Source organism: Shinella sp. GW821-FHT11G07, from assembly GCF_058808115.1.
The window spans coordinates 224,664-237,880 of record NZ_JBXARJ010000010.1; the positions used below are offsets into that span (position 1 = coordinate 224,664).

At 62.7% G+C, this 13,217-nt stretch carries 11 protein-coding genes and 1 tRNA gene; 4 read left to right on the plus strand and 8 right to left on the minus strand.

All coding sequences use genetic code 11. The features are described 5' to 3' along the window. Position 1: 1 nt before the first annotated feature. Positions 2 to 1,210, plus strand: coding sequence for a UbiH/UbiF family hydroxylase (locus AC1RT2_RS20690; protein ID WP_493104911.1), 1,209 nt, complete (start codon positions 2 to 4; stop codon positions 1,208 to 1,210). On the opposite strand, the gene AC1RT2_RS20695 is transcribed toward AC1RT2_RS20690, so the two are convergent. Both AC1RT2_RS20695 and AC1RT2_RS20700 read right to left on the minus strand, forming a co-directional pair. Further along, positions 1,178 to 2,140 (minus strand): AEC family transporter, encoded by a 963-nt coding sequence (locus tag AC1RT2_RS20695; protein ID WP_493104914.1) that lies wholly within the window; start codon positions 2,138 to 2,140, stop codon positions 1,178 to 1,180. The two genes, AC1RT2_RS20690 and AC1RT2_RS20695, sit on opposite strands and share 33 nt — an antisense overlap. Before the next feature lie 132 nt (positions 2,141 to 2,272). Further along, on the minus strand, positions 2,273 to 3,022 hold the full coding sequence (locus tag AC1RT2_RS20700; protein ID WP_069058837.1) for a cytochrome c biogenesis CcdA family protein: 750 nt from the start codon (positions 3,020 to 3,022) through the stop codon (positions 2,273 to 2,275). Positions 3,023 to 3,248: 226 nt separating this feature from the next. On the opposite strand from AC1RT2_RS20700, the gene AC1RT2_RS20705 reads away from it, so the two are divergent. Then, positions 3,249 to 3,324, plus strand: a tRNA-Lys gene (locus tag AC1RT2_RS20705). A 539-nt stretch (positions 3,325 to 3,863) separates the two neighbouring features. Next, positions 3,864 to 4,586, plus strand: coding sequence for a transcriptional repressor LexA (gene lexA, locus AC1RT2_RS20710; protein ID WP_069061403.1), 723 nt, complete (start codon positions 3,864 to 3,866; stop codon positions 4,584 to 4,586). Between the two features lie 88 nt (positions 4,587 to 4,674). On the opposite strand, the gene AC1RT2_RS20715 is transcribed toward lexA, so the two are convergent. Beyond that, positions 4,675 to 7,140, minus strand: coding sequence for a ComEC/Rec2 family competence protein (locus AC1RT2_RS20715; RefSeq protein WP_493104917.1), 2,466 nt, complete (start codon positions 7,138 to 7,140; stop codon positions 4,675 to 4,677). Between the two features lie 307 nt (positions 7,141 to 7,447). Here AC1RT2_RS20715 and gltA point away from each other — a divergent pair, with 307 nt between their 5' ends. Further along, entirely contained in the window at positions 7,448 to 8,737 is a 1,290-nt protein-coding gene (gene gltA / locus AC1RT2_RS20720; protein WP_069058836.1) for a citrate synthase, read from the plus strand. Between the two features lie 29 nt (positions 8,738 to 8,766). On the opposite strand, the gene lpxB is transcribed toward gltA, so the two are convergent. From lpxB to lpxD, 5 genes are read right to left on the minus strand one after another with little or no spacing between them, the layout of a single operon-like run. Beyond that, the gene (lpxB, locus tag AC1RT2_RS20725; RefSeq protein ID WP_493104919.1) at positions 8,767 to 9,945 is read right to left on the minus strand and encodes a lipid-A-disaccharide synthase; all 1,179 of its coding nucleotides are present in this window, start codon (positions 9,943 to 9,945) and stop codon (positions 8,767 to 8,769) included. Continuing rightward, entirely contained in the window at positions 9,942 to 10,820 is an 879-nt protein-coding gene (locus AC1RT2_RS20730) for an LpxI family protein (RefSeq protein WP_493104921.1), read from the minus strand. Before AC1RT2_RS20730 ends, lpxB begins: the two co-directional genes overlap by 4 nt. Positions 10,821 to 10,825: 5 nt before the next feature. Further along, positions 10,826 to 11,644 carry an acyl-ACP--UDP-N-acetylglucosamine O-acyltransferase gene (lpxA, locus tag AC1RT2_RS20735; protein WP_493104976.1) on the minus strand — a complete coding sequence of 273 codons (819 nt, stop codon included), beginning with the start codon at positions 11,642 to 11,644 and terminating at the stop codon, positions 10,826 to 10,828. After that, entirely contained in the window at positions 11,641 to 12,108 is a 468-nt protein-coding gene (fabZ, locus tag AC1RT2_RS20740; protein WP_069061401.1) for a 3-hydroxyacyl-ACP dehydratase FabZ, read from the minus strand. Before fabZ ends, lpxA begins: the two co-directional genes overlap by 4 nt. After that, entirely contained in the window at positions 12,101 to 13,168 is a 1,068-nt protein-coding gene (gene lpxD / locus AC1RT2_RS20745) for a UDP-3-O-(3-hydroxymyristoyl)glucosamine N-acyltransferase (RefSeq protein WP_493104978.1), read from the minus strand. Before lpxD ends, fabZ begins: the two co-directional genes overlap by 8 nt. Positions 13,169 to 13,217 lie beyond the last annotated feature (49 nt).

Genomic DNA, 13,217 nt, shown 5'->3' on the forward strand with positions numbered 1-13,217 from the left:
CATGAGACAGTTCGATATCGCGATTGTCGGCGCCGGCCTGGCCGGCAGCCTGGCGGCTTTGGCGCTTTCCGATTCGGGCCGCAGCATCGCGCTGATCGCGCCGCCCACGCGCACCAAAGACGGCCGCACCACAGCCCTCATGGACCAGTCCATCGCCTTCCTGAAGACGCTCGGTCTTTGGGATGACCTCGCGCGCCATGCCGCCGCGCTCGAAACCATGCAGATCCTTGACGGCACGGCGCGCCTCCTGCGTGCCCCGCCGGTCGCTTTCCGCGCCAGCGAGGTCGACCTGCCGGCTTTCGGCTACAACATTCCGAATGCGCCATTCCTCGACATTCTCGATGCGCGCATCGCCGCCGACGGCAATATCGTGCGCCTGGAGGATGGTGTCACCGCCGCCAACAGCTTCGAAACCGGCGTCGAACTGGCTCTCGACAGCGGCGAACGCGTGACCGCCGCCCTCGTCGTTGGTGCGGATGGCAGGAAATCGCGCATCCGCGACGGCGCCGGAATCAGCGTGCGCGCCTGGTCCTATCCGCAATCCGCCCTCGTGCTCAATTTTGCGCATGAGCGCCCGCACGGCAATGTCTCGACGGAATTCCACACGGAAAGCGGCCCCTTCACGCAGGTTCCCCTGCCCGGCCGCCGCTCCAGCCTGGTCTGGGTGCTGCCGCCGAAGGAGGCGAATCGCCTGCGCGAACTCTCCGTCGCCGATCTCAGCCGCGCCGTCGAGGAGCGCATGCAATCCATGCTCGGCAAGGTCACGGTGGAAGGCAGCGCCCAGAGTTTTCCGCTTTCCGGCATGACCGCCAATCACTTCGGCAAGGGCCGTTTCGTGCTGGTCGGCGAGGCTGCGCACGCCTTTCCGCCGATTGGCGCCCAGGGCCTCAATCTCAGCCTGCGCGATATCATGGCGCTGAAAGACCTTATCCGGATTGATGAGCCGGCAAACTATGGTGGCGTGGGTGATCGATTCGACCGCAAACGGCAGGCCGATATCCGCTCCCGCACGGTCAGTGTCGACCTGCTGAACCGTTCGCTGCTTTCCGATTTCCTGCCCGTGCAGTTCCTGCGCTCCGCCGGCCTGCATCTGCTCTCAGCGCTTGGACCGTTGCGCAGCATCGTCATGCGCGAGGGCATCGAACCGCTCGGGTCGCTGAAGACGTTTCGCGAAAACCTAAGGGAACGGGTCGCCCACAAGCAGGCCTGATTTGATGAGATAGAGCAGGATCGTCACCGTGGCGACAGACAGCACGGTGGTGATGAGAATGGTCGCCGACGCCCGTTCCTGCCAAACACCATATTGCTGGCCGATAACAAAGACGTTCGTCGCTGTCGGCAGTGCTGCCAGAAGCACCGCCGTAAACACCCAGACCGGATCGAAATTGCCGGCAAAGCCGAGCACCAGGTACATTGTTACCGGCAGCAGCAGCAATTTCGCCGGCACGATATAGCCGATTTCCACCGGCACGCGCTTCAGCGGCCGCAGCGCCAGCGTGACGCCCATGGCAAAGAGCGCGCAGGGTGCTGCTGCCTGCGCGAGATAGTCAATCAACCGCTGCAGCGGCGCCGGCGCCTCGAGCCCGGCAAAGGCCGCAACGAACCCGGCAGCCGTCGCGATGATGAACGGGTGCGTGACGATCTTGCGCAACACCCCGACGGCAATCTGGAGCGCCGGCTGTTTCTCGCCACCCGCAACGGCCATCAGCGCCGGCGCCACCATGAAATGCAGCATGTTCTCGAAGCAGAAGACCAGCGCCACCGGCACGGCCGCCGGTTCGCCAAAGGCGAGCAGCGCCAGCCCCGGCCCCATATAGCCTATATTGCCATAGGCGGCGGCGAGCCCCTGGATTGTCGCCTCGCCGATCGTCGCGCGGCGCAGCCAGAGGCCAACGGCGAAGATCAGTCCAAAAACCAAATAGGTCGCGCTGATGTTGGCGACGATGAAATCGACGCGCGTCAGCTGCTCGATCGGCGTTTTTGCGACCAGTTTGAAGAACAGCGCCGGCAGCGCGATATAGATGATGAAAGTGTTCAGCCAGCCAAGCGCTTCGACCGGCTGCTTGGTGATCCGGGCGACCACGTAGCCCAGCAGGATCATGCCGAAGAACGGCAGGACGAGTCCGACGATGTCCGCCATGGGCCGAGGCGCGCTCCCGCTTGCCGAGGATGATATCCCTGACTAGAACCCCGGTTCACCGGAAATGCTCTAGATATTTGTTTTAGCCGCATTATCCGAGGCCGAAGCGGTGCCGCTTCGGCTGGAAATGCTCTAGCCGATTTGCGAGAGAATGGGAAACGTTTGCTGGAACCAGATGGCGACCGTGCTGATATAGCCGAAGATGAAGGCAAGGCCCGTCAGGACGAGCAGCACGCCCATGACCTTCTCCACCGCGCCAAGATGCCGGCGAAAGCGCAGGAGGAAGCGCATGAAGGCGCCGGAAAACCCGGCCGCGATCCAGAACGGCACGGCAAGGCCCAGCGAATAGACGGCCAGTAGCATCGCCCCGTCGCTGACCGTTTCCCGCGCGGCCGCAACGCCGAGGATCGTCCCGAGGACGGGGCCGATGCAAGGCGTCCAGCCAAAGGCGAAGGCAAGCCCCATGACATAGGCGCCCGATGCCGTCGCCGGCTTGCCACCGCCCTGAAACCGCGCCTCGCGGGCAAAAAGCCCGATGCGCAGCAATCCGAGAAAATGCAGTCCCATCAGGATGATAATGACGCCGCCGATCTGCGCCAGGATGTCGAGATGCCGGCGCAGCACCATGCCGATCGTCGATGCCCCGGCGCCCAGCGCCACGAAAACCGTGGCAAAGCCCAGGGTAAAGAAGAACGCCGCCAGCAGCACCGCCCCGCGCGTGTCCCGCCGGACCGCGACCGCATCGTTGCCGCGGAACTGATCCACGGAAATGCCTGCCATATAACACAGATAGGGCGGCACGAGCGGCAGCACGCAGGGCGACAGAAACGACAGCGCTCCGGCAAGCAGCGCACTTAGAAGAGAAATATCGGCAATCGACACTGGCTACTCCGCGACGGCGGGAAAGCGGTTCGGGCCCGAAAACGCCCCGTCCGCTCCTTCATTTGCGCTTCCTAGTATCGGCCGAAGCCCTCTCCTGCCAATCACCTTTTGGAGAACGCGGCAAAATGCAGCAAAAGCTGTTTTTCATCGCATTTTCCGGGTTGACCCGGCAAATCCTCCTGCCTATGTTCCGCGCACTTCCGCGGGGCGTCTTCGCACCGCCTGGGAGCGTGTAGCTCAGCCGGTAGAGCAACTGACTTTTAATCAGTAGGTCCAGGGTTCGAATCCCTGCGCGCTCACCATTTGAGTATCTGACCTAAAATATAAAAATGAATGTTAGTTTCTGTGCATGGCATGTGTCGCGTTTCCTCGTCGCCACGGCGTGAATGACGCAGCCTTTCCCGCGATGTGATTTTGCAGTTTCATTCGGCTAGGCGCTACGCCCAACGCTGCTGCCGGCCGGGCGGGTGGTTGGCGAAACCCACAGATGCGCAGCCTGCCCACCGGCAAGAACCCCGCTGGATCGAATACAGGTACATATTGACTGTTCCGCCATATTGGTGACGCGTAGCGCCTCGAAGCCCATGCATACGGATGTGGATGCGGCGGTCTGCGGCGTCAATGATGGCAGTAGTGGAGCTCCACTTCCGCAGCTAGCACTGGTTAGCGTTCGCGCCTCCAGCGCATTAGAACCTTGACTATTCTGGCGGCCGGGAAAGGCAAAATCCACACCAACTCCTGCCCGTGTGAAAAGCTTCTGTAAGCGCAAGCCCTTGCAGAACACATATGGAACAGATAGTGTATGTTCTATATTTGTTTCACGATTCTGGGGTGGACGGCGATGTTGACACGTAAGCAACAGGAACTTCTCTTGTTCATCCATGAACGGATGAAGGAATCCGGCATACCGCCGTCCTTCGACGAAATGAAGGATGCTCTGGATCTCGCCTCGAAATCGGGTATTCACCGGCTCATCACGGCGCTCGAAGAGCGCGGCTTCATTCGGCGACTGCCAAACCGCGCGCGCGCGCTGGAGGTCATCAAACTTCCGGAGGCCTATTCGCCCAGTCTTCAGCCGCGGCGCGGTTTTTCTCCGTCGGTCATCGAGGGAAGCCTTGGCAAGCAGCCGGTGCCGGCCGCTCCGCCCCAGCGAACGTCGAGCCAGGCAGACATGCCCTCCTCCGTTTCCGTGCCGGTCATGGGACGCATCGCGGCGGGTGTGCCCATCTCGGCGATCCAGAACAATACCCATGAAATCACCGTGCCGGCTGAAATGATCGGCGGCGGGGAGCATTATGCGCTGGAGGTCAAGGGCGATTCGATGATCGAGGCCGGCATCCTCGACGGCGACACCGTCATCATTCGCAATGCGAATACTGCCAATCCCGGTGAAATCGTCGTGGCGCTGGTCGATGACGAGGAAGCGACGTTGAAGCGCTTCCGCCGCAAGGGCGCATCCATCGCGCTTGAGGCCGCCAATCCGGCCTATGAAACCCGTATTTTCGGACCGGACCGCGTCAAGATTCAGGGCAAGCTCGTCGGGCTTATTCGTCGCTACCATTAAAGCGTGTCGCGTAAACGCGTGCGGCGGTTTAGCGATAACGTCCTGCAAAACATTGAGAAGCCAAGGCGTGGGGAGTGAACTTTAGAGATCACGACGCACTGTCATCCGCTCCGCTCGCTTCATAGGTACCCGTACGCCAATCATAGGTACGGTGCCGTGACCAGGGGCGATGAAGCGTTTCAACGGCCGAGTTAAAAAGGGCGTCGGAGAGGGCGGAGTTTGCGTGATCGGCTGCCGGCAGGATTTCCAGGGCGCCGGTTTGCCTCAAATGGCGAACCGTGATGAGGCGTGCACCTGAACGGCAAGCTTCCAAACGGATTGCGACGGGCACGATGACGAGGTCTGCCTCGTCGCAGGCCGTACCGAGGAAGGCGAGGTCTTCCAGCGCCACGATGCGCCAGCCGCTAGGGGAAATGGCGGCGCAGAAGGCTTTTGTCTCACAGATGAAGCCGTCGCGGGTGCGGGCTGCATCGAATGCTGCGGCCATGGCGGCCTTGGCCTTCTGCCGGTCGGCTTCGCGGCGGGGTCGCTTCTGCCTGGCCGTAGTGGCGGGGTCCTCCTTCTCGGTGTCGACTGTCAGGCCGCTCGTCTTGCGAATCTCGGGTTTCAGAAGTGTTTCAAGACGAAGGGCGCGCCGCCACTGCGCATAGATGAAATCCGGTGGCCGTGTGCGGTTGGTCGCTGCTTTCTCGCCATGCAGAATGGCGACCAGGCGGCCATCTTCCGACACGAGAATCTCCGGCCTTGTGCCTCCACCGGGCCAGCCGGCGGCAAGGATTCCGACGACGACGAGAAGCGTGCCGGCATGGCGCAGTCGGGTGCGCAGAAGGCAGACGAGGCCGCTGCCGATGCCGATGAGCAAGAAGGCGGTTGCAGGGATGCGGCCGGTGACGATCTCGCCCTTCCAGCCGGCTACCCATGTCGACAGCGTGATCATCCACTCGATGCCTTTGCCCATGATCGCGAAGGGAATGGCATCGAGGCCAAAGGGCATCAAAAGCACGGCGATCAGACCGAAGGGCATGACGATGGTGCTGATCACCGGCATGGCCAACAGGTTGCCGGCAAGCCCATAGGCTGGGATTCGGTGAAAATGGCCAATGGAGTAGACCAGCGTCGCAAAGCCGCCGATCAGCGAGGAGAGGATAAGCCCGCCGAAGAAGCGGCCGGCGGCTCCGCCGAACAGCGCAAACGGCCCTCCCCGGCTTTCGCGCTGGACCGGACGCTCGCGCCACGCGGCGTAGCCGGCCACGAGGCCCAGCGTTGCGGCATAGGACATCTGAAAACCGGGATTCGTCACGGCAGACGGCGTGACCAGCAGGATGAGGATGGCCGAGATCGCCACGTTGCGCAGGCTGATGGCCGCGCGCCCGAACAGCACGGCGACGAGCATCACGCAGATCATGATCCAGGAGCGCATGGCCGAAATCGCGCCACCCGAAACGAGAATATAGAGCGTCACCATCACCAGGGCGCCGACGGCCGCGAATTTCTTCGCCGGGTAGCGCTCGGCAAAACCCGGAATCAGCGCCATCAGCATGCGCGCACCGACGAGGAAGGTTCCGGCGGCGAGCACCATGTTCAGCCCGGAAATGGCAAGGACATGGGCAAGGCCCGCCTGCCGCAGCGCTTCCACCGTGTCGTCGCCAATTGCTCGCTGCTCGGCAGTGACAAGGGCCGCGGCAATGGCCCCCGCATCCCCGCCGATGCGCCCCCGAATATGCTCGGTGAGGTTGTTTCTCCAGGCGGCGATCCGTTGCCGTATTCTGTCGTAGAGGCCGGGCGCGTTTGTCGTCGCGGCGGTCGGCACGCTGTAAAAATAGCCGACGGCGCCCGTGCCCGCGAAGTAGGCATCGAAGGTGAAATCGTTGAGCCCCGCCAATGCGGGACCGGAGGGCGGGCCAAGGCGGGCGCGCCCCGCAATGCCGCCGCCGATGGCGATCGGCTCATGCCGGCTTCGGGCAAGCAGTGTCACCACAGTGGGCATGCGGTTCAGGGTGGGTTTGCGCGTCGTTTCGAGTGCAATGCGATAGCGGATTGCACCGCGATCGTCGCTCTCGCGAGACAGGACGCGTCCCCTCACCTCCGTCGTCACCGGCGCATCCAGGATGACGGTGCCAAGGCGGGCGGTTTCTCCGGCCGCAAGCAGCATACCGAGCGGAACGAGGAATGCGGCCCCCGCGGCGAGCGCCACGAGGCTTTCACGATGCCGCAGCCGCAAGGCGGGCCAGAGCGCGGCACAGGCAAGCAGGATCAATGCGTAGGGCGACGGATCCGACGCTGCGGAAAACCAGAGCGCGGCGCCTATGCCGAGGAAGACGGGAACGAAAAGGAGGAAATGGCCGTGTGCGCGTTCCTCGGCAAAGGCGGCTGCCACCGTTTGCCGTCCGGCAAGGCGTTCGCGCAGGCGGCCGATGGCACGCAGGAGAAGAACAGAAGCCGGCCGGTACGGCTTGTCGAGCGGCGCGAGCTCTCGGGACGCGTCGGCGGGCACGCCGTGCGAGGCATCAGCCTCGGACGCCGTCCGTCGTTCCGCGATGTCGATCCTGCCCATGGCTCGGCCCCACCCGTTCCCACTGGCATAGTGCAATCGAATGGAGAAATCTTCAATCTGCAGTACATGCCGAAAGTGCTAAGTCAGACATAATGGATGCGCCCTCCGCATCGTGGAAAGCACTCTCAAAAGTTGCTTGCAACTTCATGGAAAGGGTAGATATTGCGTTGCCGGAAAACCTGTTTTCGCAATGCACAATTTGCCTTTCGTATTGCTTGGCAGCATCGGACAAATGGGTTAGCAAAACGAGCATGTTCATGGATACGGCACAGCTTCGTGCCACCATTGGAAACAACGGAGGATCGTTATGACAGGAACTAGCGCGGGTGTGTCAGTCGGTGGCAAGACGGTGGACTTGCCGACGCGATCCGGTACGATCGGCCCCGATGTGATCGACATCGGCACGCTGTACAAGAATACCGGCACCTTCACCTACGATCCCGGTTTCACCTCCACTGCCTCGTGCGAATCGAAGATCACCTATATCGATGGCGACGAAGGCGTTCTGCTGCACCGCGGGTATCCGATCGAGCAGCTGGCCGAACACGGCGATTTCCTCGAAGCCTGCTACCTGCTGTTGTACGGCGAATTGCCGACCAAGACGCAGAAGGATGATTTCGACTACCGCGTCACGCACCACACCATGGTGCACGAGCAGATGTCGCGCTTCTTCACCGGCTTCCGCCGCGACGCGCATCCGATGGCCGTCATGTGCGGCTGTGTCGGCGCGCTGTCGGCCTTCTATCACGACTCGACGGACATCACTGATCCGCACCAGCGCATGGTTGCGTCGCTGCGCATGATCGCCAAGATGCCGACGATCGCCGCCATGGCCTACAAATACCATATCGGCCAGCCCTTCGTTTACCCGAAGAACGACCTCGACTATGCGTCGAACTTCCTGCGCATGTGTTTTGCCGTGCCGTGCGAAGACTATGTGGCGAACCCGGTTCTGGCGCGCGCCATGGACCGCATCTTCATCCTGCATGCCGATCACGAGCAGAATGCATCGACCTCCACCGTGCGCCTCGCCGGCTCCTCGGGCGCCAACCCGTTCGCCTGTATCGCGGCCGGCATTGCCTGCCTCTGGGGTCCTGCCCATGGAGGCGCCAACGAAGCGGCCCTCAACATGCTCGCCGAAATCGGTTCGGTCGATCGCATTCCGGAATATGTCGCCCGCGCCAAGGACAAGAACGACCCGTTCCGCCTGATGGGCTTTGGCCACCGCGTCTACAAGAACTACGATCCGCGCGCGCGCATCATGCAGAAGACGACGCACGAGGTTCTCAGCGAGCTCGGCATCAAGGACGACCCGATGCTGGAAGTCGCGATGGAACTCGAGCGCATTGCGCTGACGGACGAGTACTTCATCGAGAAGAAGCTCTATCCGAACATCGACTTCTACTCCGGCATCACGCTGAAGGCGCTTGGCTTCCCCACCACCATGTTCACCGTGCTCTTCGCACTCGCCCGCACGGTCGGCTGGATCGCCCAGTGGAACGAGATGATCGAGGACCCGGAACAGCGCATCGGCCGTCCGCGTCAGCTCTATGTCGGCGAACCGAAGCGCGACTACGTGCCGGTTTCCAAGCGCTGACAGCGCGCCGCCGAAAAGAAAAAGCCCGGTCAGTTTTGACCGGGCTTTTTTGTTGCGAGCAGATCAAGGATGACCGCCGCCCCGGTCTCGCCAGGCGGGCGGATGGTCCGCATGCGTTCATGCACAAGATCATAGCCTTCCAGCATCGCGCGGCGTTCAGCCGTATCGACGGAAAGCCGTTCAAACCAGCGTACGAGGCTGCCCGGGCGCACCTGTTCATTGAGATATTCCGGCACGACGGTGTAATCCGCAATGAGGTTGGGGATCGCTGCGGTCCAGATCTTGATCTTGCGAAGGAAGAGGTTGGCGAGCCAGTCGAAGCGGTAGGTGGAAACGACGGGCACGCGGGCCAGCGCCAGTTCGAGAATGACGGTGCCTGATGCCGCGATCGCCGCATCGGCCTCGGCGAAAGCCTGCCACTTTTCCGAAGTCGAGACGGTGATCTGCGGCTTCACCGGCCAGTCCGTCGTCAACTTGCGCACAAGCGCTTCCTGGCGCGGCACGGTCGGCAGTACAAACCGGGTGGCGGGATTGCGGGCGGTCATCTCGCGCGCTGCCTGGCCGAAGACTGGCAGGAGGCGGGTGATCTCGGTAGCGCGGGAGCCAGGCAGCAGCAGGCAGAGGGGTGCGTCGGAAGCGTCTTGCGTCCGCGCCAGACGTGCTGCGCGGACCCGCTGGACATCGGGATCGCTGATCAGCCGGTGACCGACATAGGTCGTTGCCGGGCCGCCGAGGCGCTCCATGACAGCGGGTTCGAAAGGCAGCAGCGCCAGGACATGGTCGACATAGGCGCGCATGCGTGGCGCGCGCTCTTCCTTCCACGCCCAGACGCTCGGGCAGACGTAATTGACCACCGGCAGGTCCGGCAGCACCTTGCGGACGCGACGCGCGACGCGGTGGGTGAAATCCGGGCTGTCGATGATGATAAGCACGTCCGGGTGCGCCGCAATGATGGCGCCCGCCGTCTGGCGAATGCGGCGCAGCAGCGATGGCAGGCGCTTCAGCACCTGCGATATGCCCATGATGGAGAGTTCGGAAAAGTCGAACAGGGAGGTGAGCCCTTGCCGTTCCAGCGCCTCGCCGCCGACGCCGACAAGCGCGATCGAACCCAAATGGGCTTCGCGCAAGGCGGCGATCAGATCGCCGCCGAGCAGGTCGCCCGATACCTCGCCGGCAATCACGCCAACTTTCAGCGCAGCTTTCGTCATCGCCGGCTCTCCGTTCTTCCCGGTACGATGCCGGTCACGAAAAGACCGTGTGAATCGGCTTCCGCGACAAGCGCCTCACGCTCCAGCACGAGCGACCGCCCCGCCTCGATGGCGATACCGGCCAGGCCTGCCGCGCGGGCACGCCGCAACGTCTCGACACCGATCGACGGCAGGTCGGCCCGGAGATCCTGCTCGGGCTTACAGAGCTTGACCAGCACGCCCTTGCGACGTGCGGAGATGCGGCCCAGGGCGCGCAACTGCGCCACGCGCTCCAGCATCGCATCCGTGCCCTCCGCCCCTTCCAGGGCGACCACGCGGCCGCCAAGTGCCACAGCACCCTGCCCTACATCCAGCCGACCGAGCGCCAGCGCGGCAGCAGCAGCAGCGGCAATATCGGCTTCGGCTGCCGCATCCGGTTTTACGGCGCCAAGAGGGCCTTCGCTCCCCAGGAGGTTCGGCACGATGTCATGGGCACCGACGACATGCACGCCTTCGCTTTCGATCAGGCGGATGACCATCTTAAGCACGGCATCGTCGCCACCCTTTAGCAGCGTGCGAACAACCGATGGCAGCGCGAGCAGTGCCTTGAACGGTGCATGGATATCGCGCCATTCGGGGCGGCGGCGGACGGAGCCGGACAGCACCGCGCGGCCGATGCCCTTGGCGCGGAATGCCGCGCCGATACCGGCATAGTTGCCGATCGAGATCACCTGGTGGTCGAAGTCAGACCAGTCCTCTCCGGACTCATCGGTGAGCGCGAGAATATAGGGATTTTCGCGACGGGCGCGCGCCGCGTCGGCGACATAGCGTGGCAGGAGCCCTCCGCCGGCGATGATCGCCAGCCGGTCGCGTTGCTCGGACCGGCCGTCCGCCATGCCACTCAGCCCTTGTTACCCCGGTTCGGGGAGGACAGCGCACGGTCGCTGTCGGCGGCGATGAAGTCAAGGATGTGCATGACCGGTTCGCTGTCCGCATACTCGTCGCGGATCGCCGCGGCATTGACACGGATGGAGCCTTCGCCCTCAAAAATCTGCTTGAAGGCGCGACGGACCTGATGGATCGTCGCCTTTTCCATGCCGCCACGGCTCATGCCGACGACGTTGAGGCCGCCCAGAATGCCGGGATTGCCGTTCAGCATGCCGTAAGGGATCACATCGTAGGACACCCCCGAAAGACCGCCGATGAACGCCTGGCGACCGATGCGCGTGAACTGGTGGACGGCAGAACCACCGCCGAGAATGACCCGGTCTTCGATCGTGACATGGCCGGCAAGCATGACATTGTTCGACAGAATGATATGATTGCCAAGTTGGCAGTCATGCGCGACATGCGAATTGGCGAGGAACAGGTTGTTGTCACCCACCACCGTCTTGCCGCCGCCTTCGGTCGTGCCGGTGTTCATCGTCACGCCTTCGCGGATAACGCACATGGCGCCGACGGAAAGCGTGGTTTCCGCCCCGTCGTGATGCACGCTCTGCGGATCGCCGCCGATGACGGCATTGGCGAAAATGCGCGTGCCGCGGCCAATGACGGTCCGCCCGGTCACGACTGCATGCGTCAGAAGCTCCACATCTTCGCCGAGAACGACCTTGGGACCGACATGGCAGAAGGGCCCGACGACGACATTCTCACCGATGACAGCGCCGTCCTCTATGACGGAAAGCGGGTGGATCTTCGCGCTGGCAGCAATCATTTTCAGGCGTCTTCCTTTTTCACGATCATCGCGCCGATATCAGCTTCCGCGACGAGTTGCCCATCAACTTTTGCGTCGCAGTGAAACTTCCAGATATTGCCGCGCTGCTTCTGCTTCGTGACGTGGTACTCGACACGATCGCCGGGCACGACAGGCTTGCGGAAGCGGGCATTGTCGATCGTCATGAAGTAGACGAGGTTCGTGCCGACACGCGATTTGCGCGCGCAGATCGCGCCCGCCGTCTGCGCCATGCCTTCGATCAGGAGGACGCCGGGCATGATCGGATGATCCGGGAAATGCCCCATGAAATGCGGCTCGTTGACCGTGACGTTCTTGATGCCGATCGCCGATTCGTCGCCGTCGATCTCGATGATCTTGTCGACGAGGAGGAAGGGATAACGATGGGGAAGCAGCGTCAAGATTTCCCGCAGGTCAGCCACGCCGAGCGTTGCCTTGGTCTCTTCACTCATCATTGCCCCCCTTTTTCTGGACTCGGGTACTGGAACGCATGGCGATTTCCGCCATATCGCGCAGGAAGTCGCGCATGGGCCGCGCCGGAACGCCGCCATATTTCTCGCCGGCCGGGATATCGGCCACGACACCGCTCATGGCGGCAATCTGCACGCCATCGCCAATGGTGATGTGACCATTGATGCCCGACGCACCGCCGATCATGACGCCATCACCGATGCGGGTGCTGCCGGCGATTCCGACCTTGCTGACAATGCCACAATGGCGGCCGATGCGCACATTGTGCCCGACCTGGACCTGGTTATCGATCTTGGTCCCCTCGCCGATCACCGTATCGTCCATCGTGCCGCGGTCGATCGTCGTGTTGGCGCCGATTTCCACATTGTCCTGGATGATGACGCGGCCGATCTGGACGATCTTGATCATGCCTGGCTTGAGACCCGGCGCATAGCCGAACCCGTCCTGGCCGATGCGGGCGCCCGGATGGATGATGACATCATTGCCGATCAGCGCGTATTGTACTGTCGCACCTGCAGCGATGGTGCAGTTACGGCCGATCCTGACGCCAGCGCCGATGATCGCCCCGGGGCCGATGCGCGTGCCCTCACCGATCTCGGCGCCCTTGCCGATGACGGCCATGGGCTCGACGGAAACGTCGGGTTCGAGGCGCGCTTCGGGATCGACATAGGCACAGGCGGCAATACCGGCCGGAGCAGATGTCATCGCCTCCGGTCGCATGGCCGCAGGGTGCAACAGTTCACCGGCACGTGCGAACGCCGTGTGGGGACGCGCGGAAACGAGAATGGCGATGTGCGGCGGGATGAGGGAAACGAACGCGCGGTCACACAGGATCGCGCTTGCCTCGCTCGTCGCGAGCTCATTGCGGAATTTACGGGAGAGAATGTAACAGAGATCGCCGCTTTTCGCCCGGTTTACTGGCGAAACAGTCCGCACGATGCGGTCAGCATGCGCTCCATCCACGAGTTCCGCCCCAAGCACCACCGCCAGGTCGCCCAGACGCATACCGTCATGGGGCGGAAAAAACCAATTGTGTTCCATCACGCGATGACTCCAGAACGTCCGTTTTGCGCAGTTCTGGACTGCCCGT